The 25,701-nt window shown below is 67.9% G+C and carries 24 protein-coding genes; 8 read left to right on the forward strand and 16 right to left on the reverse strand.

Annotation, left to right across the window (positions count from 1 at the left end; genetic code table 11):
• Positions 1-180: 180 nt before the first annotated feature.
• Positions 181-405 (reverse strand): DUF1272 domain-containing protein, encoded by a 225-nt coding sequence (locus tag KF783_RS03235; RefSeq protein ID WP_294076530.1) that lies wholly within the window; start codon positions 403-405, stop codon positions 181-183.
• A 105-nt stretch (positions 406-510) separates the two neighbouring features.
• Between KF783_RS03235 and KF783_RS03240 the strand changes: the two genes are divergently transcribed.
• The 4 genes from KF783_RS03240 to paoC all read left to right on the forward strand — a co-directional run bounded on the left by KF783_RS03240 (position 511) and on the right by paoC (position 4,970).
• Positions 511-1,071, forward strand: coding sequence for a cytochrome b (locus tag KF783_RS03240; RefSeq protein WP_294076531.1), 561 nt, complete (start codon positions 511-513; stop codon positions 1,069-1,071).
• Positions 1,072-1,188: 117 nt separating this feature from the next.
• Positions 1,189-1,821: an aldehyde dehydrogenase iron-sulfur subunit PaoA gene (paoA, locus tag KF783_RS03245; RefSeq protein ID WP_294076533.1), complete on the forward strand. Its 633-nt coding sequence runs from the start codon at positions 1,189-1,191 to the stop codon at positions 1,819-1,821.
• Complete coding sequence (locus KF783_RS03250) at positions 1,818-2,768, forward strand: xanthine dehydrogenase family protein subunit M (protein WP_294076534.1); 951 nt, start codon at positions 1,818-1,820, stop codon at positions 2,766-2,768. The genes paoA and KF783_RS03250 overlap by 4 nt, the downstream gene beginning before the upstream one ends.
• A 3-nt stretch (positions 2,769-2,771) precedes the next feature.
• Entirely contained in the window at positions 2,772-4,970 is a 2,199-nt protein-coding gene (gene paoC / locus KF783_RS03255) for an aldehyde oxidoreductase molybdenum-binding subunit PaoC (RefSeq protein WP_294076536.1), read from the forward strand.
• 36 nt (positions 4,971-5,006) lie between these two features.
• Here paoC and dapB read toward each other — a convergent pair whose 3' ends face one another.
• From dapB to KF783_RS03290, 7 genes are all read right to left on the reverse strand, one after another.
• Complete coding sequence (gene dapB, locus KF783_RS03260) at positions 5,007-5,735, reverse strand: 4-hydroxy-tetrahydrodipicolinate reductase (protein ID WP_294076538.1); 729 nt, start codon at positions 5,733-5,735, stop codon at positions 5,007-5,009.
• Positions 5,736-5,887: 152 nt separating this feature from the next.
• On the reverse strand, positions 5,888-7,390 hold the full coding sequence (gene rpoN, locus KF783_RS03265) for an RNA polymerase factor sigma-54 (RefSeq protein ID WP_294076540.1): 1,503 nt from the start codon (positions 7,388-7,390) through the stop codon (positions 5,888-5,890).
• Between the two features lie 103 nt (positions 7,391-7,493).
• Entirely contained in the window at positions 7,494-8,270 is a 777-nt protein-coding gene (gene lptB / locus KF783_RS03270; protein WP_294076541.1) for an LPS export ABC transporter ATP-binding protein, read from the reverse strand.
• A gap of 102 nt (positions 8,271-8,372) precedes the next feature.
• Positions 8,373-8,918: an LptA/OstA family protein gene (locus tag KF783_RS03275; RefSeq protein WP_294076542.1), complete on the reverse strand. Its 546-nt coding sequence runs from the start codon at positions 8,916-8,918 to the stop codon at positions 8,373-8,375.
• A gap of 3 nt (positions 8,919-8,921) precedes the next feature.
• Positions 8,922-9,563 carry an LPS export ABC transporter periplasmic protein LptC gene (gene lptC, locus KF783_RS03280; protein ID WP_294076543.1) on the reverse strand — a complete coding sequence of 214 codons (642 nt, stop codon included), beginning with the start codon at positions 9,561-9,563 and terminating at the stop codon, positions 8,922-8,924.
• On the reverse strand, positions 9,556-10,176 hold the full coding sequence (locus tag KF783_RS03285) for a ribonuclease D (protein WP_294076544.1): 621 nt from the start codon (positions 10,174-10,176) through the stop codon (positions 9,556-9,558). The genes lptC and KF783_RS03285 overlap by 8 nt, the downstream gene beginning before the upstream one ends.
• A 31-nt stretch (positions 10,177-10,207) precedes the next feature.
• A complete protein-coding gene (locus KF783_RS03290; RefSeq protein ID WP_294076546.1) occupies positions 10,208-11,023 on the reverse strand; it encodes a TerC family protein in 816 nt (271 codons plus the stop codon).
• A 205-nt stretch (positions 11,024-11,228) separates the two neighbouring features.
• On the opposite strand from KF783_RS03290, the gene KF783_RS03295 reads away from it, so the two are divergent.
• Both KF783_RS03295 and KF783_RS03300 read left to right on the forward strand, forming a co-directional pair.
• Positions 11,229-12,029, forward strand: a complete 801-nt coding sequence (locus KF783_RS03295) for a cold-shock protein (RefSeq protein WP_294076547.1) — start codon at positions 11,229-11,231, stop codon at positions 12,027-12,029.
• A gap of 10 nt (positions 12,030-12,039) precedes the next feature.
• Entirely contained in the window at positions 12,040-12,858 is an 819-nt protein-coding gene (locus tag KF783_RS03300; protein ID WP_294076548.1) for a glutaminyl-peptide cyclotransferase, read from the forward strand.
• Between the two features lie 9 nt (positions 12,859-12,867).
• Here KF783_RS03300 and KF783_RS03305 read toward each other — a convergent pair whose 3' ends face one another.
• A complete protein-coding gene (locus tag KF783_RS03305; RefSeq protein ID WP_294076550.1) occupies positions 12,868-14,460 on the reverse strand; it encodes a cisplatin damage response ATP-dependent DNA ligase in 1,593 nt (530 codons plus the stop codon).
• A 242-nt stretch (positions 14,461-14,702) separates the two neighbouring features.
• Here KF783_RS03305 and KF783_RS03310 point away from each other — a divergent pair, with 242 nt between their 5' ends.
• Positions 14,703-16,238 (forward strand): M23 family metallopeptidase, encoded by a 1,536-nt coding sequence (locus KF783_RS03310; RefSeq protein WP_294076551.1) that lies wholly within the window; start codon positions 14,703-14,705, stop codon positions 16,236-16,238.
• Between the two features lie 172 nt (positions 16,239-16,410).
• On the opposite strand, the gene KF783_RS03315 is transcribed toward KF783_RS03310, so the two are convergent.
• The 5 genes from KF783_RS03315 to KF783_RS03335 all read right to left on the reverse strand — a co-directional run bounded on the left by KF783_RS03315 (position 16,411) and on the right by KF783_RS03335 (position 22,283).
• Positions 16,411-18,003 carry a DUF87 domain-containing protein gene (locus tag KF783_RS03315; protein WP_294076552.1) on the reverse strand — a complete coding sequence of 531 codons (1,593 nt, stop codon included), beginning with the start codon at positions 18,001-18,003 and terminating at the stop codon, positions 16,411-16,413.
• Positions 18,004-18,158: 155 nt separating this feature from the next.
• Positions 18,159-18,935, reverse strand: a complete 777-nt coding sequence (locus KF783_RS03320) for a TIGR02186 family protein (RefSeq protein WP_294076556.1) — start codon at positions 18,933-18,935, stop codon at positions 18,159-18,161.
• Entirely contained in the window at positions 18,932-19,846 is a 915-nt protein-coding gene (locus KF783_RS03325; protein ID WP_294076557.1) for a sulfite exporter TauE/SafE family protein, read from the reverse strand. The genes KF783_RS03320 and KF783_RS03325 overlap by 4 nt, the downstream gene beginning before the upstream one ends.
• Positions 19,847-19,893: 47 nt before the next feature.
• Positions 19,894-20,913, reverse strand: a complete 1,020-nt coding sequence (locus KF783_RS03330) for a hypothetical protein (RefSeq protein WP_294076558.1) — start codon at positions 20,911-20,913, stop codon at positions 19,894-19,896.
• On the reverse strand, positions 20,910-22,283 hold the full coding sequence (locus KF783_RS03335) for a glycosyl transferase family protein (protein ID WP_294076560.1): 1,374 nt from the start codon (positions 22,281-22,283) through the stop codon (positions 20,910-20,912). Before KF783_RS03335 ends, KF783_RS03330 begins: the two co-directional genes overlap by 4 nt.
• Positions 22,284-22,406: 123 nt before the next feature.
• On the opposite strand from KF783_RS03335, the gene KF783_RS03340 reads away from it, so the two are divergent.
• Entirely contained in the window at positions 22,407-22,712 is a 306-nt protein-coding gene (locus tag KF783_RS03340; RefSeq protein WP_294076562.1) for a hypothetical protein, read from the forward strand.
• On the opposite strand, the gene KF783_RS03345 is transcribed toward KF783_RS03340, so the two are convergent.
• Together KF783_RS03345 and KF783_RS03350 are read right to left on the reverse strand one after the other, a co-directional pair.
• The gene (locus KF783_RS03345; protein ID WP_294076564.1) at positions 22,709-24,316 is read right to left on the reverse strand and encodes an NAD(P)/FAD-dependent oxidoreductase; all 1,608 of its coding nucleotides are present in this window, start codon (positions 24,314-24,316) and stop codon (positions 22,709-22,711) included. The two genes, KF783_RS03340 and KF783_RS03345, sit on opposite strands and share 4 nt — an antisense overlap.
• Positions 24,313-25,701, reverse strand: coding sequence for a M20/M25/M40 family metallo-hydrolase (locus KF783_RS03350; RefSeq protein WP_294076565.1), 1,389 nt, complete (start codon positions 25,699-25,701; stop codon positions 24,313-24,315). Before KF783_RS03350 ends, KF783_RS03345 begins: the two co-directional genes overlap by 4 nt.

Raw genomic sequence — 25,701 nt, forward strand, 5'->3', positions numbered from 1 at the left:
TCGGCACGGATTGCCCCCCATGCTGCGGGCGCCGGACGGGGACGACGGAGCATCTGCATGTCTGGATCATCGACGCGGCGAACCATGCGACGGCCATCGCATATTTCGGGGCGGGTGGGAAAGTTCGGCACATGGCCCCATCGGTCGCGCCCGGCGAACGGCGCGGGCGACGATAGCCGGCTAGACCCGAAAGCGGCGGACGTCGCTTGCCGGATTGCGCCGGAGCGCGTCGCCGGTGCGCGCCGGCCGGTCGAGAAGCTCGCCACCGCAATTGGGGCAGATCTCGTCCAGCGCATCGACGCAATCGGCGCAGAAGGTGCATTCGAACGAACAGATGAAGGCGCCACCCTGATCGGCGGGAAGGTCGATGCCGCAGCGTTCGCAGTCGGGGCGCATTTCGAGCATGGCGCCAGGATAGGCGTACCCGGTCGGCGACGGCAAGCTGTTGACGCGGACCGATGTCGCGCGCGAAGATACGACACGTTCCCTCTTGTCCGCCGGAGGCCGTGGATGCGCGAAGCCAGATCCCGCTATTCGACCGTGTCGATCGTGCTGCACTGGACGATCTTCGTCCTGATCTTCGCCAACGCGACCTTTGGCGGGTGGATGGAGGACGCGGCCCGGGCGGACAGGCTGCCCTATTTCGCGCTTCACAAATCGGTCGGAATCACCGTGCTGGCGCTGAGCCTGGCGCGGCTGGGCTGGCGGTTCGCGCATCCCTTTCCTCCCTTTCCCGATGCGACCCCGCGCTGGCAGCGGTGGATCGCGCGGTCGATCCATGTCCTGTTCTATGTGCTGATGATCGGCGCGCCGCTGCTCGGCTGGGCGGCCGCTTCAGCGGGCGGTGCGCCCGAAACACCGCTCTATGGCACGATCCCGGCGCCCAATCTGCCGGTCGGCGGGGGCGCGGCGATGGCCGAAACGCTGGGCGGACTGCACAAGGCGCTGGTGAAGGCCATCTACGTGGTGCTCGGGCTGCACGTGCTCGGAGCGCTCAAGCATCATTTCATCGACCGGGACGAGGTGCTGCACCGAATGCTGCCGCTGATTCCCGTGTGGCGGAAACGCTAGCACCGGATCGCAGGGGCATCATCGCGGCAAAAGCGCCCCGTGGCGGGGAACGCCGTAACAATTGGCGTCCCGGCACGTTAGGATCGGGCAGGGGTGCGAAACGGGAGGCCGCGAAGCATGAACGACGTCGATCCATTCAGCCTGTCCCGCCGGGGCGTTCTTGCCGCGGGCGCGGTCGGCGTGGCGGCCAGCCAGGTCCGCACCTCCTCCGCCGCCGCCGCCGCGGCGACGCGGCACGACACGATGCCCGTTTCGCTGTCCGTGAACGGCAAGCCGCGCCGGCTGGACATCGACGTGCGCACCACCCTGCTCGACGCGTTGCGCGAGCATCTTAAGCTGACCGGAACCAAGAAAGGGTGCGATCACGGCCAGTGCGGCGCCTGCACCGTCATCGTGAATGGTGAGCGGATCAACAGCTGCCTGACGCTCGCCGTGATGCATGATGGCGACAAGGTCACGACGATCGAGGGCCTGGGAACGCCGGACCGGCTCCACCCGATGCAGGCGGCGTTCGTGAAGCATGACGGATATCAGTGCGGCTATTGCACGCCCGGGCAAATCTGTTCCGCCGTCGCCGTGCTGGACGAGATCGGACGCGGCATCCCCAGCCACGTCCAGGAGGATGTCGCCGCCAGGCCCAGCCCGACGAATATCGAGATGCGCGAACGGATGAGCGGCAATCTGTGCCGCTGCGGCGCCTATTCGAATATCGCCGACGCGATGGCGGAAGTCGCCGGAGCGAAGGCATGAAGGGATTCACCTATGCGCGCGCCACGACCCCGGCCGAAGCGGCCGCGATGGCCGCGCGCGTTCAGGGCGCGCGGTTCATCGCCGGCGGCACCAACCTGCTCGACCTCATGAAACTCGGCATCGAGACCCCGGCCCATCTGATCGACATCAACCGCCTGGGCCTGGACCGGATCGAGGAGACGCAGGCGGGCGGCCTGCGCATCGGTGCCATGGTCCGCAACACCGCGCTCGCGGCAGACATGCGCGTGCGACGCGACTATGCGGTGCTGACGCGTGCGGTCGTGGCAGGGGCGTCGGGCCAGCTTCGCAATAAGGCGACGACCGGGGGCAACCTGCTCCAACGCACGCGCTGTCCCTATTTCTACGACCCCAACCTGCCCTGCAACAAGCGCAAGCCGGGCAGCGGCTGCGGCGCGATCGGTGGCGTGTCGCGCCAATTGGGCGTCGTCGGCACGTCTGACGCGTGCATCGCGACCTATCCGGGCGACATGGCGGTCGCGCTGCGCGTGCTGGACGCGGTGATCGAAACCGTGAAGCCGGACGGCGGGGTGCGCGCCATTCCGATCGCCGATTTTCACCGGTTGTGGGGCGATACGCCACATGTCGAGACGGTGCTTCAACCCGGTGAGCTGATCACGGCGGTGGTCCTGCCGCGCCCGCCGGGGGGACGTCATTTCTATCACAAGGTGCGCGACCGGCGATCCTATGCCTTCGCCCTGGTCTCGGTGGCGGCGGTGCTGCACGCGGACGGCACCGGCCGCGTCGCCTTTGGCGGCGTCGCGCCAAAGCCGTGGCGGGTAGAGGACGCAGAGGCCCTGCTGCCCGGCGGCGCCAGGGCAGTGGTCGCCCGCGCCTTTGCGTCGGCGCGCCCGACCGACGACAACCGGTTCAAGATCGCGCTGGCCGAGCGGGCGCTGGCGGGCCTGATCGCCGAAGCGAGGAGCTGACCGATGCAATTCGACGCCCCTGCCGGAACCAACCTGTTCGACAACGCCCGGATCGTCGGCAAGCCGACGCCGCGGATCGATGGCCCGCTGAAGACCACGGGAACCGCGCCCTATGCCGCCGAACGGCACGACGTCGCCGCCGATCAGGCCTATGGATTCATCCTGGGCTCGGCGATCGCCAAGGGGCGGATCGTGTCGATGGATACCGCCGCCGCCAGGGCGGCCCCCGGCGTTCTCGCGGTCGTCGCCGCGCCGGAAACCGGACCCGTCGGCAAACCGCAATTCAACAACGCGCCGCTGTTCGGCGGCAACGCGATTTCCCACTATCACCAGGCGATCGCCTGTGTCGTCGCGGAAACGTTCGAACAGGCGCGGGCGGCGGCGGCGCTGATCCAGACGCGTTATGACCGGGCAGAGGGCGCGTTCGATCTGGCGAAGGCGGCGCCGGACGCCCCACTGGCCAAGGCTGGGGGCGGCAAGCCCGATCGCGACACGCGTGGCGATTTCGATGCCGCCTTCGCCGCCGCGCCGGTGCGGATCGATGCGCGCTACACGACGCCGGACGAAACCCATGCGATGATGGAACCCTTTGCGACGATCGCGGCCTGGGAAGGGGATCGGCTGACCATCTGGACGTCGAACCAGATGATCGATTGGGCGCGGCGCAGCATGGCGACGGTGCTGGGCATCCCCGCCGACAGGATTCGCGTGGATTCGCCCTATATCGGCGGCGGCTTTGGCGGGAAGCTGTTCGTGCGCGCCGATGCGGTGCTCGCGGCGCTGGGCGCAAAGGCCGCCGGTCGGCCGGTCAGGATCGCGATGCAGCGCCCGCTGATGGCGAATAATGCGACGCACCGCCACGCGACGATCCAGCGCATCCGGATCGGCGCCGGACAGGACGGGCGGATCACCGCGATCGCCCATGAAAACTGGTCCGGCAACCTGAATGGAGAGGATGGCGAGGACGGCACCGCCCAGACGCCCAAACTCTATGCCGGGGCGAACCGGCTCACCGCCAATCACATCGCCACGCTCGACCTTCCCGAGGGCAATGCGATGCGCGCGCCGGGCGAAGCGTCAGGGCATCTCGCGCTGGAAGTGGCGATGGACGAACTCGCCGAGCGGCTGGGCATGGATCCGATCGAACTGCGCATCCGCAACGAGCCCGAGACGGTGCCTGCGGATCCGGACAAGCGCTTTTCCGACCGGCACCTCACGCGCTGCCTGCGCGAGGGGGCGCAGCGGTTCGGCTGGGACCGGCGCAGGGCAAAGCCCGGCGCGGTGCGCGAGGGTCGATGGCTGGTCGGCATGGGCGTTGCCGCCGGATATCGCGGCGCGCCGACGATGAAATCCGCCGCGCGGATCAAGCTGGACGCGGACGGGCGCATCACCGTGCAGACCGACATGACCGATATCGGCACCGGCAGCTACACGATCATCGCCCAGACGGCGGCCGAGACGATGGGGGTCTCGCTGGATCGCGTGTCGGTCGAACTGGGCGATTCGGATTTCCCCGTCGCCGCCGGATCGGGTGGTCAGTGGGGCGCCGCGAGCGCGACCGCCGGTGTCTATGCGGCGTGCCTCGCACTGCGTCGCGCGATCGGCGAAAAGCTGGGATTCGACGGCGACACTGCCCGGTTCCGCGACGGCAGGATCGAAACCGGCCAGGACACGATCGCGCTGACCGATGCGGGCGCGATGTCGGCGGATGGCGCGATGGAATTCGGCGCCTTCAAAAAGGCGTATGACGTGGGGACCTATGCCGGCCATTTCGCCGAGGTCGCCGTGGATGCCTATACCGGCGAAACACAAATCCGGCGGATGCTGGCGGTGTGCGACGCCGGCCGCATCCTCAACCCGCTTTCGGCGCGCAGCCAGGTGATCGGCGCCATGGTGATGTCCGCCGGCGCGGCGCTGATGGAGGAACTGGCGGTGGACACGCGCTTCGGCCTGTTCGTCAACCATGACCTGGCTGGTTATGAGGTCCCCGTCCATGCTGACATTCCGCACCAGGAATGCGTGTTCCTCGACACGCTGGACCCCGTGATCGCGCCGCTGAAGGCAAAGGGCGTCGGCGAACTGGGGATATGCGGTCCGGGCGCGGCGGTCGCGAACGCCCTGTACAATGCGACGGGCGTGCGCGTGCGCGACTATCCGATCACGCTCGACAAATATCTCGATCGGCTGCCGACGCCCGGCTGACGCGTCATGCGGGGCCGGCGCCAGACGCGATCGGCGCTAGAGCCCCAGCACGGCGTCCATCGTGTAGCGCCCCGCCGGCTGGTCCGCGAGCCACAGCGCCGCGCGCACCGCCCCCCGGGCAAAGATCGCGCGATCATCGGCGCGATGGGTCAGCTCGATCCGCTCGTTCTCCCCCGCGAAGACGACGCTGTGATCCCCGACGACGGTGCCGCCGCGCAGCGAGGCAAAGCCGATCGTCCCCTCCGCGCGTGCGCCGACCAGCCCGGCGCGATCGGCGACCCGGACATCGCCCAGCACGACCTGTCGCCCCGCCGCCGCCGCTTCGCCCAGCATCAGCGCGGTGCCGGAGGGAGCGTCGAGCTTTTGCCGGTGGTGCATCTCCAGCACCTCGATATCCCAGTCCGGCCCGAGCCGCGCGGCCGCCGCGCGGACCAGCCCCGCGAGCAGGGTGATGCCGAGCGAGGTATTGCCGGTCTGTAGCACCGCGATGTCGCGCGCGGCATCGTCGATGAGTGCGTGGTGCTGGGGCAACAGACCAGTGGTTCCGATCACGATCGGCGTCCCCGTCGTCCGCGCCGCGGCAAGATGCGCCTCCAGCGCCCCGGGGGTCGAGAAATCGACCAGCGCATCGGCGTCCCGCGCAAGGGGAGCCGGATCGTCCCCCGCATCCGCTCCACCCGCCAGGCGCACGCCCTGCACCGCCAGAATGTCGCGTATCGCCACGCCCATCCGGCCGAGGCTGCCATAGATCCCGATACTGGTCATGCCCGGTGCTTGGCCGCTCGCGCCGCGCTCCGCAACCGGCGAATGGGGGGCTGGTGGATTTTATCGGAACGGGAACGGGCGGAGCGCGCCGCGCACGGCATGTCCACCCCGGCCCGCAAAAAAGCGACCCGGCGTGCGTCTGCGGTCCCGAACTAGGCCCCCTCCAGCGCCTTTTGCCGGCGGCGCTGGACCGAACTGCCGATGCCCATCGATTCGCGATATTTGGCGACCGTTCGGCGGGCGATGTCGAAGCCCTTCGCATTCAGCAGCTCGACCAGCGTGTCGTCGGACAGGATCTTCTTGGGATCCTCCGCCTGGATCAGGGCGCGCAATGCGCTCTTCACCGCCTCGGCGGAGACGGCGTCGCCGCCATCGGCGGACGCGATCGCCGAGGTGAAGAAATATTTGAGTTCGAACAGGCCGCGCGGGCAGGACAGATATTTGTTCGAAGTCACCCGGCTGACCGTCGATTCGTGCATTTCGATCGCGTCGGCGATCTGCCGCAGCGTCAGCGGGCGCAGATGCGCGACGCCCTGGCGAAAAAACGCCTCCTGCTGCTTCACGATCTCGCTCGCCACCTTGACGATCGTGCGCTGCCGCTGGTCGAGCGCCTTGACCAGCCAGTTGGCGCTGGCAAGCATGTCGCTGAGCCACGCCTTGCTCGACTTATCCTGGGGGCCGGCCGACACCTCGGCATAATAAGCGCGGTTGACGAGGACGCGGGGCAGCGTCGCGCTGTTGAGCTCGATCGCCCATCCCGCCCCGCGCGGCGCCACGAAGATATCGGGAGTCACCGCCGCCACCGGCTCGCCGCCATAGCGGCATCCCGGCTTGGGGTCATAGCCGCGCAGTTCGCGGACCATGTCCGCCATATCCTCGTCATCGACGCCGCAGATGCGTTTGAGCCGGCCGAGTTCGCCGCGCGCGAGCAGGTCCAGATTGGCGATGAGCGCGGCCATACAGGGATCGTAGCGGTCCGCCTCCCGCGCCTGCAACGCCAGGCATTCGGCCAGATCGCGCGCGCCCACGCCGGTCGGATCGAAGGTCTGGATGACCGCCAGCACCGCCTCGACCTGGGCGAGCGGTACGCCGAGCCGGCTCGCGATGTCGAGAAGCGACGCGGTCAGATAGCCGGCCTCGTCAATCTGGTCGATCAGGTGGCGCGCGATGAACAGGTCGCCGCCATCAAGCACCGATCCCGCCTGCGCCAGCAGATGATCGGCAAGGTTGGCATCGGCGGCCGCGAAGCTGTCGAAATCGGGGCCATCCTCCACCCCGCTCCCCGACCCGGTTCCGGCCATGCCGAGGCCACCGTCGAGACCGCCCACCGAATCGGCGGCGCTGTCGTGGTGAAAGGTTTCCGCCGTCAGATCGACGTCGAGCGACGCCTCTCCGGTCGCCGCGCCGGAATCGAGCAACTCGCCCGCCTCCGCAGGGCCTTCGCGGTCCGCCGCCGGCTCGGGCGCGTCAACGGGATCGGCGCGCTCGTCATCGCCGCCGCCGGTTTCGAGCAGCGGATTCTTCTCGATCTCCTCGGCGATGAAGCTTTCGATTTCGAGATTGGACAACGCCAGCAGCTTGATCGCCTGCTGGAGCTGGGGCGTCATCACCAGCGATTGCGACTGGCGCAGATCGAGGCGGGGGGCGAGGCTCATCCTTGGGCGAGAGCGGCGTCGGCCCGCTCCTCCGCCCGGCCACCCGGATCATCATGTCGTCGGGTGGCAAGGTGGAGGAGCGGGCCGGTGCCGTGACCAATCATTACAGCGAGAATCCCTCGCCCAGATAGAGGCGGCGAACATTGGCGTCGGCGACGAGATCGGCCGGGGAGCCGGCGAACAGCACCCGCCCGTCATAGATGATCGAGGCGCGATCGACGATGTCGAGCGTCTCGCGCACATTGTGATCGGTGATGAGGACGCCAATATTCCGGGTCTTCAGTTCCTTCACCAGATCGCGAATGTCGGCGATCGAGATCGGATCGATCCCCGCGAACGGCTCGTCGAGCAGCATGATCGACGGGTCGGCGGCCAGCGCGCGCGCGATTTCGGCGCGGCGCCGCTCGCCGCCCGACAGCGCCATAGACGGCGCATCGCGCAGGCGGGTGAGGCCGAATTCCTCAAGCAGCTGCTCCAGCCGCCGTTCGCGCGCCGCCTTGTCCGGTTCGGAGAGTTCGAGCACTGCGGAAATGTTCTTCGCAACGGTCAACCCGCGAAAGATCGAGGTTTCCTGCGGCAGATAGCCCAGACCCAGGATCGCGCGGCGATACATGGGCAGCGGCGTGATATCGACGTCGTCGAGCATGATGCGGCCCGAATCGGGTTTCACCAGCCCCATGACCGAATAGAAGCAGGTCGTCTTGCCCGCGCCATTGGGGCCGAGCAGGCCGACCACTTCGCCGCGACCGACCGACAGCGACACGTCCGACAGGACGACCCGCTTGTCATAGGATTTGGCGATCGACACGACGGCAAGGCCGCTGGTCGGCGGGGTGCCGGCGACTTCCTCGACCGCTTCGATGATTTCGACGTCCGCCATGATGCCCTTCCTGCTCGCAGACCCTGGTTAACGAATCCTTGCCTCGCCGTCACTTGGCAAGTTTCATGCATGGGAAACGGACGAACCGTCCGCGCGGCGGGGTCAGTCGCGCTTGGGGACGGTAAAGCGGCCCGTCACGCGGCCACCGGACCGGACGACACTGCCATCGGGCGCGCGACTGGTGCCGACGCCCGCGCCGTCGATCGCGGCGCGCCCGGTATCGAGGTCGATGGTCAACCGACCGCCGCTGATCCGGTTTCCGCCCTGGACCAGCGATACGTTGCCCAGCATCGTGATGACGCGGCGATTGATGTCATAGACGCCATATTGGGCCGACGCCGTCTGATCCGGGCGCGTCACCGTGACGCCGCCGGCGGCGTCCACGCGCGAAATCGCGGGTGATCCGTCGATCACCTGCCCGGTATAGTTCACCGTCACGCGCGCGGCGGTCAGCGTCATGGTCGCCTGGGTGATGCGCACCCCGCCCGACAGGATCGCGCGATTCGCCTTGTCCTGAAGTTCCATATTCTGCGCGGCGAAATCGATCGGCGCGTTCGAATCATGGCGTGACTGGCCCAGCGCCGCCGTGCCGAGGGCGGTGGTCGTGGCGATTGCCGCAAGGGCCGCGATGAGGATCGGGCGGGACATGGATCACCTATTTGCGCGCTTGGGATCGATCCGCAAGCGGGCATTGCCCTGAATGCGCACCGTGCGGTTGTCGAGATCGGCCGTCATCCGGTCGCCGCTGAACGTGCCGAGCGGCGTCCGGCCCTGGACATCGCCGGTGCCGGTGAGCTTGCGAGACTTGAGGTCGATCGTCGAATCGCTGGTGTCGAGGCGGTAACCGTCGGAGGTGCGCACCGCGATCGGCCCATCGACCGTCACCTGTTCGCTGTCCATGTCGTAACGGCCGCGCTCGGCGCGGACCTGTGCCGGTCCGTCGGCCAGCTGGATGCCGGCGACCAGGTCGTTCAGTCGGACGATCGGTTCGGCCGAACTCTTCTGCACCGCCGACCCGGCCTCAAGAACGAAGGGCTGCCCCTTGGCATCCGCGCCGCGATAGCGGGCGGACTGGATGCGCAGCCGCTCCTTCGCGACCTCGACCTTGTTCTTGTCGAGCACGAACGACACGTCGCCGCCCATGAACAGCGGCGCCATGACCAGAAACGCGCCCAGCACGCCGATCCCGGCCGGCAGGACCATCAACAGGGTCCGGACGATCGAATCGTGGCTGCTGCCGGGACGCGCCCAGCGCTTGCGGCGCGAGCGTTCCTGGCGGGCGATTTCAGACATGCGCGAATATGTCCGTTTCCGGCCAGCCGGCCAGATCGAGTTCGGCGCGATGCGGCAGGAAATCGAAACACGCCTGCGCGAGCGCCGTGCGCCCCTCACGCGCGAGGCGCCGGTCGAGTTCGTCGCGCATCGCATGGAGAAAGCGCACGTCGGATGCGGCATAATCCTTTTGCGCATCGCTCAACACCGGCCCGCCCCAGTCCGACGATTGCTGCTGTTTCGAGATTTCCTGGCCGAGCAGTTCGCGCACCAGATCCTTCAGCCCATGCCGGTCGGTGTAGGTGCGCACCAGCCGCGACGCCGTCTTGGTGCAATAGACCGGCGCGGCGACGGTGCCGAGATAGTGGCGGATCGCGGCCAGGTCGAACCGCGCGAAGTGATAGAGCTTCACCCGCGCCGGATCGGCCAGCAGCGCGCGCAGATTGGGCGCCGCATAATCGCTGCCAGGTGAAAAGCGCACGAGATGTTCGTCCGCGCCCCCGTCCGACACCTGCACCACGCACAGCCGGTCGCGCGGGGTGATCAGGCCCATCGTCTCGGTATCGACGGCGATGTCGGCACCGGGCGCGAACAGGCCGGCGGGCAGGTCTTCTTCATGCAGATGGACGGTCATCGCGTGCGCCTAGCCGCTTATCGCCGATCGCTCAATGGCCGGGCGGCGAATCGGGCGGCGCATCCGCGCTCGCGCGCCGCGATTCGGATCGGCGCGCGACCATGTTGAGGCTTTCGACCAGCGCGGAAAAGGCCATGGCGGCATAGATATACCCCTTTGGCACATGCACGCCGAACCCGTCGGCGATCAGCACCGCGCCGATCATCAGCAGGAAGCCGAGCGCGAGCATCACCACCGTCGGATTGCGCTTGATGAAATTGGCGAGCGGATCCGCCGCGATCAGCATCACGCCGACGGTGATGACGACGGCGGTGACCATGATCGCGATCTCGTCGGTCATGCCGACCGCCGTCAGGATCGAATCGACCGAAAACACCATGTCGAGCAGGATGATCTGGACGATCGCTGACCCGAAATTGAGCGTCGCCACCTGTTTCTTGTCCAGCACCGCATCGACGGTCGGGACCGGATCGATGGTGTGGTGGATTTCCTTCGTCGCCTTCCACAACAGGAACAGGCCGCCGGCGATCAGGATCAGGTCGCGCCACGAGAATGCGGTTTCGAACGTCGGCTCGCCGTGCGCGCCGGTCGCGCCCTGGATGCCGAGATCGAATACCGGCGTCGTCAGCGACACGATGACCCAGATCATCGACAGCAACAGGATTCGCATCACCAGTGCCAGCCCGATGCCGATCCGCCGCGCCCGCTGTTGCTGATGCTCCGGCAGCTTGTTGGTCAGGATCGAGATGAAGATGAGATTGTCGATCCCGAGCACGACCTCCATCACGACGAGGGTCACGAGCGCCGCCCAGGCGGCGGGATCGGCGAGCAATGCGGCAATATCCATGCGCGATTCAGTGCCGCGCGAACCGTTCACGCGCAAGGGCGTGTCGAATGCTGGCCGATTCACGACGAAATCGTTCGCGCATCATGCCGATCTGGGCTATGACCGATTCCATAGGCGTATCGCGAGCGCCGGAATTCCTGCGTCCTTCGTCCGGCGCACGGCGTTCGGAATCGAGATTGGGCGAACCGGGAAGACGAACAGGGCAATGAGTTTTGATCGAGGGCGCCGCGGGGATCGCGGCGGACGTGGCAGGGACAAGCGCGAAAGCTTCGGCGACGAGAGCTTCTACGGCGGCGGTGGCGGATTTGAGGATCGTGGCGGCGGCTTCGGCGGCGGTGGCGGACGCGGCGGCTTTGGCGGTGGCGATCGCTTCGGCGGCGGTGGTGGCGGCGGCTTCGGCGGCGGCGGTGGCGGTGGCTATCGCGGCGGTGGTGGCGGCGGCTTTGGCGGCGGCGGCGGCGGTGGTCGCGGCATGCCCCCCCAAGTGGTCGGCGAAGGCACGGGCGTCGTCAAATTCTTCAACGGGCAAAAGGGCTTTGGCTTCATCGTTCGTGACGATGGCGGCGAGGACGTGTTCGTTCATATCAGCGCGGTCGAACAGGCCGGCCTGACCGGCCTTGCCGAAGGGCAGCCGCTCGGCTTCACCCTTGTCGATCGCGGCGGCCGCATCTCGGCCACCGAGCTCAAGATCGAGGGCGAACCGCTTCCGGTCACCGATCGCGGTCCGCCGCGCGACCGCGAAGCCGCACCGCGCGGTGGCGGCATGGGCGGCCCGCAGCGCCAGCTGACCGGGGAGAAGGCGACCGGAACGGTCAAGTTCTTCAACGCGATGAAGGGCTTCGGCTTTATCCAGCGCGATGACGGCCAGCCCGATGCGTTCGTGCATATCAGCGCCGTCGAGCGTGCCGGCATGCCGACGCTCAACGAGGGCGATCGGCTCGAGTTCGAGCTCGAGGTCGACCGTCGCGGCAAATATGCCGCGGTCAACCTCCAGCCGTCCCAGTAAGGACACTCCCATGCCCCGGCTGATCGCTGCCGGGCGGGGAATGATCGCGGGGGCTGCCCTGGCCATGACGGCCTCGGCAGCCCCTGTCGTCTCCGCCAGCGTCATTCAGGACGCCCCGGCCGCCGCGACGCGTTCGCCGTTGCAGGTGGCGCGCGTGCTCGCAACCTATCCGCACGACCGGTCGGCATTTACCCAGGGGCTGTTCTTCCATGACGGCCGCCTGTTCGAAAGCACCGGTCAAGAGGGCGAATCGGCGATCCGCGAACTCGACCTGGCGACCGGAAAGGTGAAGCGCGCGGTGCGGCTCGCGGCGAAATATTTCGGCGAGGGCAGCACCGATTGGGGCCGTTCGATCGTCAGCCTGACATGGAAGCACGGCAAGGCGTTCCGGTGGGATATCAGGACGCTGCGGCAAACGGGCCAATTCACCTATCGGGGCGAAGGCTGGGGCCTGACGCAGGATGGCGCCAACCTGATCCAGAGCGACGGCAGCGCGGCGCTGCGCTTTCTAGACCCCGCCACCTTTGCCGAACGCCGCCGCGTCGAGGTGACATGGCAGGGGCGCCCGGTCCGCCAGCTGAACGAACTGGAATATGTCCGCGGCGAGGTGCTGGCCAATATCTGGCACACCAATCTGATCGCCCGGATCGATCCGGCGACCGGCGTTATCAAGGGATTTCTGGATCTGCGCGGCGTGGCGGCCGGCGTCGATGTGACCGACCCCGAAGCGGTGCTGAACGGCATCGCCTATGACGCGAAACGGGGCAAGCTCTACGTCACCGGCAAGCTGTGGCCCCAGCTGTTCGAGATCGCCCTGCCCGAGGATTGATCCCACCGATCAGGTAGCCAGTCGCTCGAGCGCGGCGATCGTGTCGGCTTCACCCGCCGGCTTGTCGGTGCGGATGCGGCTGATCCGTGGAAAGCGCATGGCGAGTCCGGATTTGTGCCGCTTCGACGCGTGGATCGAATCGAACGCGACCTCCAGCACCAGCGACTTTTCGATCTCCCGTACCGGGCCGAACCGCGCGATGCTGTGGTTGCGAACGAACCGGTCGAGCCATTTCAACTCATCATCGGTGAAGCCGAAATAGGCCTTGCCCACCGGCAGCAATTCGCCGTCCGCCGTCCATGCGCCGAACGTATAATCGGAATAGAAGGACGATCGCTTTCCCGATCCGCGCTGCGCATACATCAGCACGCAATCGGCGATCAGCGGGTCGCGTTTCCATTTGTACCACAGCCCGACCCGTCGGCCCGCGACATAGGGGGAATCACGCCGTTTTAGCATCACCCCCTCGATCGCGGCATCGCGGGCGGCGGCGCGCAGATCCTCCAGCGCCGCGAAATCGGGCGCATCGATCAGCGCCGACACATCGAACCGCGCCGGATCGAGCACGGCGGCGAACCGCTCCAGCCGGGCGCGCCGGTGGGTCCAGTCCCGCGCGCGCAGGTCCGTCTCGCCATCGAACAGAATGTCGTACAGGCGCACAAAGGCCGGATAGTCGGCGAGCATGCGCGCCGGCACCTGCTTTCGTCCCAGCCGCTGTTGCAACGCGTTGAAGCTGGCCGCGCCGCCGGTGGCGATGCGATCACCCTGCCCTTCACCCTTTACCAGCAGCTCGCCGTCGAGCACGCCGGGCATCGCGAACCCGGCCGCCACCTCGGGGAAACTGGCGGTGATGTCGTCGCCTGCACGGCTGTAGAGCCGCGTCTCGCCGGCGACATGGACGATCTGGACGCGAATGCCGTCCCACTTCCATTCGACGGCATAATCGGCGAGATCGACCTGCGTCTCCTCCAGCGGGTGGGCCAGCATGAAGGGGCGGAAGACCGGGATGTCGGTGACCGCCGGCTGCGGCGCCCGCCCGACCGCCCAGTCGAACAGCGGCGCATAGGGGGGTGCCAGGCCGTGCCACACCTCCTCCACCGCATCGACGTCGAGATCGAACGCATCGGCAAAGGCGGTCTTGGCAAGGCGCGCCGACACGCCGACACGCAACGCCCCGGTCGCCAGCTTGAGCAGCGCGTAGCGCTCATCGGCCTCCAGCCGGTCGAGCATCGCGCCGAGCACGCCCGGGGCGTCGGCGCGCGACAGCTGCGACAGCCGATCGATGACCGCCGCAAGGTTGAGCGGATCGGTCGCCATCGGCGCCATTGCCGGCTCCGGCCAGATGAGCGCCACCGTTTCCGCAGTATCGCCGACAAAATCACGGCTGAGGCGGAACAGCACCGGATCGACGCGCGCATCCACCAGTGCGCGGATCGTCGCCGGCTTGACCGCCGGCAGATCCACCGCGCCGGTCAATGCCGCCAGCGCCCAGCCGCGATCGGGATCCGGTGTCGCGCGCAGATAGTCGCCGATCAGCCGCAGCTTCGCGTTGCGCGATCGCGTGTAGATCAACCGGTCGAGCAGGTCGGCAAAGGCGCGCATGGCATGAGGAACATGGCGCCACCGCATCGGTTCCGCCAGTTCGACTCGCTCCCGGTCGATGCCGTGCCGTGGCGGCCCCGATCACCGCCGTCCCGCAGGGGGATGGTTAACCCCACGCCTCGTCCCCGGGTGCGCACGACTCATCGCAAGCACATGCGCTAAATCCCCTGCTTAATTTGACTTTAGGAACTCGCGTCCACAACCATCGCACCCGGTGCCGGGGGGTTCGGCAACATTCGATTGTGGCTTTGATTTGGGGGCGGCGCACCTTGTTCCTGCGCAACGACCATGGCTTTGAACAGGCAGGCGGCACGAACGCGCGATCGTTCGGCACGACCGTCGCCATCCGCAAGGCCGGCCCGATCGAGCGATTCCGTACCCGCTATCCCGATTTCGAACTGGCCCCTGACCTTGGCTCCCGGATCGGCAGCCGCGAATGGTTTCGCGGCGCGGCGACCTGTGCGGGCATGTGTGCGCTCGTCATGCTGCTGTCGCCCGGTTTCGAACGCCCCATCTATGGCAGCGTGCCGAACCCGATGACCGGCAGCGATGCCGATCTCGCCCGCGCCCAGGCGATCGCCCCGCTGGCAAAGGGGGCGGCGAGCGGCAGCCACCTCGCCGCGACGGGGCTGGTGGTCCCGCTGACCGATACGCCGGAGCGGCCGATCATTCAGCACAGCGTGACGCTGGGATCGGGCAGCGCGCTGGCCAGTGCGCTGGCACGGTCCGGCGTCGGCCAGACCGAAGCCGCGCGCGTCGCGGCACTGGTCGCCGGCGCGGTGAACCTGGGCGACCTCAAATCGGGTACGCAGCTCGACCTGACGCTGGGCCGCCGGACGGACAAGTCCCAGCCGCGACCGCTCGAAAAGCTGGCCTTCCGCGCCCGGTTCGACCTCAGCCTCGAACTGGTGCGCACCGCCGCCGGGCTGGCGCTCAACGAAATTCCGATCGCGGTCGATCACACCCCGCTGCGGATTCGTGGCCGCGTGGGGGACAGCCTGTACCGGTCGGCGCGCGCCGCAGGCGCCCCTGCCAGGGCCGTCGAAGCCTATATCCGATCGATCGCCACGCGCATGCCGATCGGCCGGGTCGCCGCGGACGGCCAGTTCGACATCATCGTCGAACAGGCCAAGGCCGCGACCGGCGAGGTGCAGCTGGGCAACCTCCTTTATGCGGGCCTGAACAACGGCAACAGCAAGCTGCAACTCGTCCGCTGGGAAGAGGGCGGCAAGGTCAGCTGGTATGACGGGTCCGGCACCGGCGAGCGCAAGGGGCAGATGGCGATGCCCGCGTCCGGCCGGATCAGCTCCGGCTTCGGGCTGCGGCGACACCCGGTGCTCGGCTTTGCACGCATGCACAAGGGCATGGACATCGCCGCCGCCTATGGGTCGCCGATCCGTGCGGCCAATGACGGCACCGTCGCCTTTGCCGGTCGCAGCGGCGGTTATGGCAATTTCGTCCGCCTCAACCACAATGGCGGCATGGGGACCGGCTATGGCCATATGAGCCGTATCGCGGTGCGCGCGGGCCAGCGCGTCAGCCGGGGACAGGTGATCGGCTATGTCGGCTCGACCGGCCTGTCGACCGGGCCGCACCTCCATTACGAACTCTATCGCAACGGCGTCGCGATCAATCCGCGCTCGATCTCCTTCTCGGTCGTCCAGCAACTGGGCGGCAGCGATCTGCGCGAATTCAAGGCGAAGCTGGCACGGCTGCTGTCCGTCCCGGTGGGCGGCACCCGCGCCAAGCCCGCCGAGGACACCAAGCCCGAGAAATAGCCCGCGCGGATCCGTGCCGGAGCACGCATCGGGCCGGCGGAGGTCCGGGACGGGCGAACAATCGCGCCGAATCGATGCCGCCATATGTCGCGGCACGTTCCGTCGTCAGATGGAATGGCCCGTCGTCAAATGGAAATGGCGCCGCCTGAGCGCGTAGCCCGGGCGCTTGCGATCAGCGGCCCTGCGCGCGCCAGCGTCGGATCGTGTTCTCCAGGATCGTCTCCTCGCCCCCGCTGCGACACCACAGCTTTGAGAATACGGGATCGTCGGACGCCGGCCGCTTGCTTTCCTCCAGCGTATCGAGCGACACGCGCACCGGCGTCGCCACGCCTTCACCGACGATGACGCACTCGCGATTGCGCAGTGCGGGGATCGAATCGAGAAAGCCGCGCGCGCCCTCCGGCATCGCGGCGCGGACGAACGCCTGGTCGCGATCGTTGTTGAGCCGCATGGCGATGATCGTGCCGCATTGCGACAGCACGCCTTCGGCCAGGTCGGAGGGTCGCTGCGTCACCAGACCCAGCGAAACGCCATATTTGCGGCCTTCCTTGGCGATTCGGCTCAGAATCTTCGCGACTGACGATCCGTCGGCATGGCGTTCGTTGGGGACGTAGCGATGCGCCTCTTCGCACACCAGCAGCACCGGCCGCTGCGCCTCGCCGCGCGACCAGATGGCATAATCGAACACCATGCGGCTCAGCACCGCGACCACGACCGAGGTGATTTCGCTCGGCACGCCGGAAACGTCGATGATCGAGATCGGCTTGCCGTTGCCCGGCATGCGGAAGATGCGCGAGATGAAGCTCGCCATCGTGTCCGAGACCAGCATGCCCGAAAACATGAAAGCGTAGCGCGGATCGCCCTTGATCTCCTCGATCTTGCTCTTGAGGCGCAGATAGGGGGCGGTATCGGTCGCCTTGTCCATCTTGCCCATCTCGTTCTGGAGGATCTGGGACAGGTCGGAGAGGAGATAGGGGATCGGCGCATCGACCGTCAGCTTGCCGAATTCGGCCGCCAGGCGGTTCTTCTGCTTCGCCTGAAGCACACATTTGGCAAGGATGTCGGCATCGACCTGGCGGTCCGCACCCGAGGTGGTGACGAAGACCTCGCAATGCTCCTCGAAGTTCATCAGCCAATAGGGCATGGCAAGGTTCGACACGTCGAACAGCGCGCCGTTGGTCTTGAACGCCGCCGCATATTCGCCGTGCGGGTCGATCATCACGACATGCCCCTGCGGCGCGAGCTCGCAGATGCGGTGCAGGATCAGCGCCGCACTGGTCGATTTGCCGGTGCCGGTCGATCCGAGCAGGGCGAAATGCTTGCCGAGCATCGCGTCCACATACAGCGCGGCGCGGATGTCGCGGGTCGGATAGACGGTGCCGACCTCTACATGCGCGCGGTCGTCGGCGGCGTACATCTGCTTGAGATCGGCGGTCGATACCGGAAAGACCGCCGTGCCGGCAGGCGGGTAGCGGGTGACGCCCCGGCGAAAGCTGTACAGCTTACCGGTCAGTTTTTCCTCGTCGCCCTCACCCAGAAAATCGACCTGTGCGACGACATGGCCGCTGCGCGCGTCGAGCTGCATCGACCGGATATTGGCGATCAGCCATGCCGCACCGGACCGGACCTTCACCTGGCTGCCGACCGTGCCGGCGCTGGCGATCGCGGGATCGGCGCTATCGGCCAGCGCATCGATTGCCGCCGGGTCCAGCGCGATTTCACACGAGGCGCCGTTGATGCCGGCGACCGCGCCGATGCCCTGCATCTGGCGGGAATGCGACGGGGCGGGCGCCGCCTCAGACGCAGGCCGAATTCGGTCGAATCGCTGGCCGCCCTGATCCTCGGTCATCAATCACGCAACCCCACTGCCAATCCGCACCGTTATGGAGCGAACAAAGTAAAGATTACGTTCGCCCGGCCTCAAAAGCGTCTCCAGATCGCACCGGCCGCCCATCCGAACAGAAAGGACAACAGCACCGCGACGATTCCGTAGAGCAGCGACTGGCGCTCGGCCGCCCGTGCGATCCAGCGTTCAAAGCCGGATTTTCGGATGTCGATGTCGCGCACCGCTGCGGCAAGCACGCGTCCATCGCGAATCAGGAAGGTTTCCGCCGTGAACTGGCCGACCGGAACGCGCGCCGGAATGTTCACGCGCGCGCGGTAGAGCACATTGTCGGTGATCTCGACCGCATGGGGGGCCTCGTAATACAGACCGCTGCGCCGCTTGAGATCGACCAGTCCGGCATCGAAGCGCGCCTGTACCGCCGGCACGGCCCCCGATGCCGGGGACAGTTGAAGGCTGTCGAGTCCGAGTTCGTAGATCGCGCGGGTGCGCGCATCCACGATCTCGCCGATGGGGCGGGACGAGGCGATCGCATAGAAGGACGGCGCCGAGCGATAGCGGGTCCGGTCTGCGTTGACCCAGATGCCCGCGACCTTCTGCTTTTCGCGGACGAGGACCGATTCGGTCGGTCCCTTGACCACCACGACGATTTCCGGTGGCCGGCCGCCCGGCCGGGTCGCGGCTTCGGGTCCGTGCAGGATCGCGCCGAACAGCAACAGGTCGGCGCCGGTGAAGGAATAGGCGATCTCGATCTCGCGCTGGGAGACGTCCGGCACGAGCGTCGGCTTCGCCTGGCCGAGCAACAGCGGCGCGGCGAGCGCCAGGCCGAGCTGGAACCTGCGCCCGCGCTTCATCCGAGCTGGACCGTGTAGATTTCATCGGGGCGCCAGGCGAGGCCGAGCAGCATGCGCAGCGCGACCAGCAGCACCATGATGGCGAGCGCCAGCCGCAGATATTCGGGCCGCGCCCGCGATGCGAAGCGCGTGCCGACCTGCGCGCCCACGACCGACCCGAGCAACAACAGCACCGCCAGCACGATATCGACCGCCTTGGTGGTCAGGGCATGGGTCATCGTCGCGGCGGCGCTGACGAACAGGATCTGGAACAGCGAGGTGCCGACCACGACGCTGGTCGGCATGCCGAGCAGATAGATCATCGCCGGGATCAGCACGAAGCCGCCGCCGATGCCGAGCAGCATCGTCATCACGCCGCTGACGAAGCCGAGCATCAGCGGCGCGAGGGGCGAGATGTAGAGGCCCGACCGATAGAAGCGCCAGCGGAACGGCAGCGCGGCCACCATCGGATGATGCCGGCGCCGGCGCGGGCGCGCGGCCTCTCCCCCGCGCGCGGCGCGGATCGCCCCCAGCGATTCGGACAGCATGAGCCACCCGATCGAGCCGAGCAGCAGAACATAGAGAACCGCGATGACCGTATCGATCTGGCCGCTTGCCTGAAGCAGACGGAACAGGATCGCGCCCACGCCCGATCCCAATATGCCGCCCGCGATCAGCACCGCCCCCATATGCGTATCGACCCCGTTGCGCCGAAACTGCGCGAACACCCCCGACACGCTGGCACCGGTCACCTGGCTGGCGGCGGATGCGGCCGCGACGGTGGGGGGGATGCCATAGACGATCAGCAACGGCGTCGTCAGAAACCCGCCACCGACGCCGAACATGCCCGACAACAGCCCGACACCCAGGCCCAGCATCACGATGACGAGCGCGTTGACCGACAGGTTCGCGATGGGGAGGTAGATGTCCATGCGGCGCCCTGCCTAGACCCGGACAGCGGCGCGCGAAAGCCGGATGGTCAGAAATCCGCGCCCAGCGACAGGGCCGGGCCGGACCCGGGGCGCGCCTCGCCGGCGATCCGTTCGCGCCAGTCGATCGTCACGCGCATCGCATGGCCGCCCAGCGGAACGGTCACGACCGCCGTCGGCCCCGCGTCGAGCCGTGCCGACTCGCGCTGGGCCGCCCCCCAGGCGCCCACGCCGAGCGCGATCCGGGCCGAACCGGCGCGCGCAACGTCACGGGTGACCCGTATCGCGCCATCGGCATAGGGTTCGACGCGGCGGCGCCAGACCGCGCCCGCCTGGCCATAGGCGGACAGCTCGAATTCGAACGGCAGGTCGATCGCATCGACCCCCGCGACGATGCCGGCCGCCGGACCGCCAGGCGTGCCGTCGAGGCCGGCGCGATATTCGACGACGATGCGCGCCGGCGCGCGTACCGGGTGCCACTCGACCCCAACCGCCGCCTCACGGCCCCGGCCGACCAGCGGCGCGGTCACCCGCGCGAACAGGGCGAAGCGGCCATCGGCAGGGCTGAAGGCGATCCGACCGCCGACCTGGTCGCCGCCGAGCATCGGCCCGCCGGCCATCGCGCCCCGGCGGGTCACGAACCACCCGCTCGCCGACCAGCGCGAAGGCTGCGCACGATCCGGCAGGGCCGTCGGCGCGGCCGGCTGATATGGCGCAGCGTGCGGCAGGACCGGCAGCAGCTCCTCCCTGCCAAAGGTAACGAACCCCAGCGTCGCCAGCCCGATCCGCGCATCCGCGACAGGGCGTGGCGGCGCGGGGGAGGTCGCCGCCGCTGCCGGGGCCATGGATACCGCCGGCAGCGGCGAGCCGCGCGCCACGCCCGGACGCCGGATCGGCGCCGGGCGTTCACTATCGATCGCGGCCGCAGTGGCGGCCCGGATCGGAAAGGCTTCCTCGATCGCTTCCGGCAGCGTTGCCCCTGCGGGCCACAGCATCACCGTGCGCACGCCAGCCCAACCCAGCATGACGAGCGCGAAGAAGCGGATCGGTCGTCCCCGCCCGCCCGTCATGCGCGATCCTTGCCGATCGCCGGGAAGCGATGCGCGGTCTTGTCCCAGATCGGCGCCCGTCCGCGCAGCGTCGGCCAATAGATCGCCAGAGCGCGCCGCGCCGCCAGCAGCGCGATCAGATTGGCGGCAAGGACGCGCGGCAGCGACAGGCACGCCTGCAACCCGCCATAATGCCGACCGGTAAACCACGCGCGGGCGACCAGCCGCCACGCGAGCAGGCACAGATTGCCAAGCAGCACCCAGCGCATTGCCGGGTCGGGCGCCGGCACCGGAAGACCGGCGGCCAGATGTCCACCAAGCGACAGCGCCCAACCGAGCAGCGCAAAATAGGCGATCGCCAGCACGGGAATCGCAAGCGTCGCCCGGCGATCGCGCATGCGCATCCAGTGCTCGCCGATCGATCCTCCCTTCGCCCAGCCGGTCCGGTCCCAGCCGGCGAGCGCGATGCCGGTCAGCCACCGCGCCTTTTGTCGTACCGCGGCCCCCAGCGTCGCGGGAAAATAGGCGCGCACCGCGATCGGCCCGCCCGCCGCATCGCGCGCGCGCAGGAAGGTCGAACGCCCGCCCATCGCCGCGACGGTCAGCCCCAGCTCGTAATCCTCGGTCAGGCTCGTCTCGTCAAAGGGCATGCCGCCGCGCGCGGCCGCGATCCGTCCGAGCATTTCTCGATCGACCGCGCAGCCGACTCCGGCAAAGGGCAGCGCCGCGCCCACCGCCTGTCGCACGACCAGCGACTTGCCATGGGCCTCCGCAAATTCATCCGCATAATGGCCGGCGATCAGCGGCGAGCCGGGATCGATCAGCGGCAGCACGGGCAGCTGCACCCCGTCATGCGTCGCCAGCGCGCGCCGAATCGCCGTCAGCTCGTCGGGATGGACCAGATCCTCCGCATCGTGGAGCACGACGGCGCGCGCCCTCCCCTCCCGCGCCTCGTCACGCAACAGCGCGCGCCAGAGCGCGTTCAGGCAATCCGCCTTGGTGGTCGGACCGGGCATCGCGGCGATCACCAGCCGGACGCGCCCATCCTCCACGGCGACCTGCGTGATCGCGCCAATCGTCGCCGGATCGTTGGGATAGGCTCCGACATACAGGCGATAGTCGCGATCGGCATAGCGGGCGAGCGTCGCGCGGAGCATCGATCCGATCACCGTCGCCTCGTCCCATGCGGGAATGAACACCGCCAGCCGCCCGGTGACAGGGGTCGGCGCCGGCAACGACCCACGCGCGAAACGCGCCCGCAACCGCGTCCAGAAATAGACGAGATCGACGATCAGGTCATCCAGGCCGCCGGCGAGGAACCCGATCGCCGCGAAAATCGTCGCCTCCCGCGCGACGACGTCGATCGATGCGATGATGACGTCCGGCTGCAACCTGCCCCCCGACCCGATTCGGACGGATCATTGTCCGTTCTCGATCGACCGCGATCAATCCCTGTTTCCCGCTGATCGATCACCCGTTGACTGACGCACGGGATGCGCCGGGCCTCCAATGGCATGAGCCGACCGGCGGCGTGGTGGCCGGGGACAGGCCGGACGATGTGTGTCGTCCATCCGCGGACGCTGGCCCCCGACGGCATCTATCGCACCGCATCGACCAGCGGCACCTTCGCCCGCGAAGCCGATACGATCCGCCTGCCGAGCGGCCCGTTCGCCGGCGCGGTCGGGCAGCTGATGCCGGACGAAGCGAGAGAGCCGGCGGTCTTTTTCGAACGTGACGAAAACCGGCGCGCCGACGGCGTCCACATCGTCGATCCTGAACGCTCCAGCGCTACTGTCCCGCGCAAGGGCGACTGGGGTTAGGCGCGCAACATCCGCCCGATGACGCCGCGATCGCGCAGGATCTCTCGCGCCGCATTGTGGCCCGGCGCCCCGGTCACCCCGCCTCCCGGATGCGCGCCCGCGCCGCACATATAGAGGCCACGGACAGGCCCGCGATAATGGCCATGGCCGAGCACCGGCCGCGCGGCCCAAAGCTGGTCGAGCGACATCCGCCCGTGAAAGATGTCGCCATCGATGAGGCCGAACTTGCGCTCCAGGTCGAGCGGCGAATGAATCTGTCGCGCGATGATCGCGGCGCGGAAATTGGGGGCGTGGCGGGTGACGGTATCGATGATCGCATCGGCCGCTGCTTCACGCACCGCGTCCCAGCTGCGGCCATCGGGCAGTTGCGGCGCGAAATGCTGGCAGAACAGGCTCGCGACATGGCGGCCCGGCGGCGCGAGGCTGTCATCGACGAGCGAGGGGATCGCCAGTTCCACCACCGGCGCGCGCGACCATCCGTCACGCACCGCATCGGCATGGGCGGCATCCATATAGTCCATCGTCGGAGCGATCACGATGCCGCTGCGGTGATGGGGGTTGTCCGTTCCGGGCCGCACGCTGAAATCGGGCAGTTCGGCAAGCGCCACGTTCATGCGGAAACTGCCCGATCCCGTCCGGAATCCGGCGATGCGGCGCCGGAAATCGGCATCGAGGTCCGACGGGTCCATCAGCCGACGATAGAGCAGCGCCGGCCCGACATTGGCCGCCACGATCGGCGCCGCGATCTCTTCCCCGCTTTCCAGCCGCACGCCGGCGACCCTCGCCCCATCGACCAGCACCCGCGCGACCGGCGCGTCGAGGTCGATTCGCGCGCCGGCATCGCGCGCCGCATCGGCCATCATCGCGGTGATCGCCCCCATGCCGCCGATCGGATGGCCCCACGCGCCCTTGCGCCCGTTCACTTCACCAAAGACGTGGTGGAGCAGGACATAGGCCGAACCGGGCATCGAGGGGCCGGCGAAATGGCCGACGACGCTGTCAAAGGCAAAGGCCGCCTTCACATATTCATTCTCGAACCAGCCATCGAGAAATTCGCGCGCGGAACGCACGAAGAGGGCAAGCGCGTCGCGCTGCGCGTCGATCGGCAGCGCGGCGGCACGGCGCCCCTGGGTCAGCGCGGCGAGCAGCGCGGGCATGCCGCCCCCGGCATTGGGCGGGGTGCGCAGCGCCAGATCGCGCAACAGATCGGCGACACGCTCCAGCGCCGCTTCATAAGCCGGCAGCGCGGCGGCATCATGTGCCGAAAAGCGGGCGAATTCCGCACGGGTGCGATCGGCCCCGCCCCCCAGCTCCAGATACCCGTCCTCATGCGGCAGGAAATTGCTGATCGGCCGTTCCACGACGCGATAGCCGCGCGCGGGCAACCGCATATCGGCGACCACCTTTGGCTGGAGCAGGCTGACCGTGTAGCTGGCGGTCGAATTGCGGAAACCGGGATGGAATTCCTCCGTCACCGCGGCGCCCCCGACCACGCCCCGCCGTTCGAGGATGCGGACCTTCATCCCCGCACGCGCGAGGTAAAAGGCACAGACCAGACCGTTATGCCCCCCGCCGACGATCAGCGCATCGACCGCATCGCTCACCGGGCGAGATCGGCCAGCACCCGCTTGTAATAGGTGACCGAGGGGCCAAGCTCGCTGAGCGGGGTCCGTTCGTTCAGGCCGTGCGAAAAGGAATCGGAATCCTTCATGAAGATCGGACTGATCCCGTAACTCGGCACCCCGCGCGCCCGGAAATGCATCGAATCGGTCGCGCCCGCCGACATGCCCGGCACCACCTTCACCGCCGGGAAGCGGGCGAGAACGGCCGCACTCACCGCCTTCATCACATCCGGACGCAGGGGAGAGGCGGGGCTGACGATCGTGCCGCTCGGCTTGTAGGTGACGGTCACGCTCGGCTCGGCGGCCACTTTCGTCAGCGTGGCGACCACGCTTTCGATGGTGGTACCCGGGAAGATACGGCAATTGACGTTGGCGCTCGCCCGCTGGGGAAGCGCGTTCGGGGCGTGTCCCGCCGTTACCATCGTCGGCACGCACGTGGTGCCGATCTGCCCCACCAGCGCCGGACGGGCGCGCAGCACCGCGAGTGCCTTCGCGTCCGTCTGATCGACAAGGAAGGCGCGGATCGCGTCGGCGACTTCCGGCTCCTCGCCCTGTGCGGCGGCCGCGAGCGAGATGCGGGTGATTTCGTTGATTTCCGCCGGGAAGCGATAGGCGCCGATCCGTTCGAGTGCGCGCGACAGGGTGACGATCGCATTGACCGGGCGCGGCGCGCTGGAATGTCCGCCCGGATCGGTCACGGTGACGTCGATATCGGCATAGGTCTTTTCGGCGGCTTGCAGTCCGAACGTGTCCGGCTTTCCCGCCTCGCTATAATGCCCGCCCCCGGCATCGATGTTGAGCAGCAGGTCGAGGTCGTGATATTTCGCCGCGAGCGCCGCGGTCGTCTTCATCGAGGTTTCCTCGTCCCCCGAGGCGAAGAGCAGGATGTCGCGTTTCGGCCGGAATCCCTCGCGCTTCAGTTCGATCAGGCTCGCGACCATCGTGGAGAGGTCGTACTTCATGTCGGTCGCGCCGCGCCCGTAGATATAGCCGTTTTCGATCACCGGGGTGAACGGATCGCGCTCCCAGTCCGCGCGCCTGGCCTCGACCACGTCCATATGCCCGACGATCCCGATCGGCTTGAGCTTCGTCCCCTCGGTCCCCGGATAGCGGGCGACGAGATAGGCGGTATCGTCGAGCCGCGTGATCGTCACGTCCGAGGGCGCGAAGCCGCCAGCGATCAGCGCGTCGCGCAGCATCGTGGCATATTCGGGCGTCTGGTTGCCCGGACCCGCGACCGTCCGGAAGGCGAGTCCCCGTTTCAGCAGGTCGAGCGCCTGGGCCTGCGCCTGGGAACTGGCGTCCTTCGCCGCAGCGGGGGCCGCGAATGTCGCCGCCAACGCCAAAGCCGTGATCGAACCTCGCAT

It is taken from the genome of Sphingomonas sp. (assembly GCF_019635455.1).
Taxonomy (GTDB): Bacteria; Pseudomonadota; Alphaproteobacteria; order Sphingomonadales; family Sphingomonadaceae; genus Sphingomonas.

Excerpts from the sequence above, each read along its gene's own strand:
- KF783_RS03235 (WP_294076530.1), bottom strand. The coding sequence starts at position 405 with ATGCTCGAAATGCGCCCCGACTGCGAACGCTGCGGCATCGACCTTCCC.
- KF783_RS03240 (WP_294076531.1), top strand. The coding sequence starts at position 511 with ATGCGCGAAGCCAGATCCCGCTATTCGACCGTGTCGATCGTGCTGCAC.
- paoA (WP_294076533.1), top strand. The coding sequence starts at position 1,189 with ATGAACGACGTCGATCCATTCAGCCTGTCCCGCCGGGGCGTTCTTGCC.
- KF783_RS03250 (WP_294076534.1), top strand. The coding sequence starts at position 1,818 with ATGAAGGGATTCACCTATGCGCGCGCCACGACCCCGGCCGAAGCGGCC.
- paoC (WP_294076536.1), top strand. The coding sequence starts at position 2,772 with ATGCAATTCGACGCCCCTGCCGGAACCAACCTGTTCGACAACGCCCGG.
- dapB (WP_294076538.1), bottom strand. The coding sequence starts at position 5,735 with ATGACCAGTATCGGGATCTATGGCAGCCTCGGCCGGATGGGCGTGGCG.
- rpoN (WP_294076540.1), bottom strand. The coding sequence starts at position 7,390 with ATGAGCCTCGCCCCCCGCCTCGATCTGCGCCAGTCGCAATCGCTGGTG.
- lptB (WP_294076541.1), bottom strand. The coding sequence starts at position 8,270 with ATGGCGGACGTCGAAATCATCGAAGCGGTCGAGGAAGTCGCCGGCACC.
- KF783_RS03275 (WP_294076542.1), bottom strand. The coding sequence starts at position 8,918 with ATGTCCCGCCCGATCCTCATCGCGGCCCTTGCGGCAATCGCCACGACC.
- lptC (WP_294076543.1), bottom strand. The coding sequence starts at position 9,563 with ATGTCTGAAATCGCCCGCCAGGAACGCTCGCGCCGCAAGCGCTGGGCG.
- KF783_RS03285 (WP_294076544.1), bottom strand. The coding sequence starts at position 10,176 with ATGACCGTCCATCTGCATGAAGAAGACCTGCCCGCCGGCCTGTTCGCG.
- KF783_RS03290 (WP_294076546.1), bottom strand. The coding sequence starts at position 11,023 with ATGGATATTGCCGCATTGCTCGCCGATCCCGCCGCCTGGGCGGCGCTC.
- KF783_RS03295 (WP_294076547.1), top strand. The coding sequence starts at position 11,229 with ATGAGTTTTGATCGAGGGCGCCGCGGGGATCGCGGCGGACGTGGCAGG.
- KF783_RS03300 (WP_294076548.1), top strand. The coding sequence starts at position 12,040 with ATGCCCCGGCTGATCGCTGCCGGGCGGGGAATGATCGCGGGGGCTGCC.
- KF783_RS03305 (WP_294076550.1), bottom strand. The coding sequence starts at position 14,460 with ATGCGCGCCTTTGCCGACCTGCTCGACCGGTTGATCTACACGCGATCG.
- KF783_RS03315 (WP_294076552.1), bottom strand. The coding sequence starts at position 18,003 with ATGCAGGGCATCGGCGCGGTCGCCGGCATCAACGGCGCCTCGTGTGAA.
- KF783_RS03320 (WP_294076556.1), bottom strand. The coding sequence starts at position 18,935 with ATGAAGCGCGGGCGCAGGTTCCAGCTCGGCCTGGCGCTCGCCGCGCCG.
- KF783_RS03325 (WP_294076557.1), bottom strand. The coding sequence starts at position 19,846 with ATGGACATCTACCTCCCCATCGCGAACCTGTCGGTCAACGCGCTCGTC.
- KF783_RS03330 (WP_294076558.1), bottom strand. The coding sequence starts at position 20,913 with ATGACGGGCGGGCGGGGACGACCGATCCGCTTCTTCGCGCTCGTCATG.
- KF783_RS03340 (WP_294076562.1), top strand. The coding sequence starts at position 22,407 with ATGAGCCGACCGGCGGCGTGGTGGCCGGGGACAGGCCGGACGATGTGT.
- KF783_RS03350 (WP_294076565.1), bottom strand. The coding sequence starts at position 25,701 with ATGCGAGGTTCGATCACGGCTTTGGCGTTGGCGGCGACATTCGCGGCC.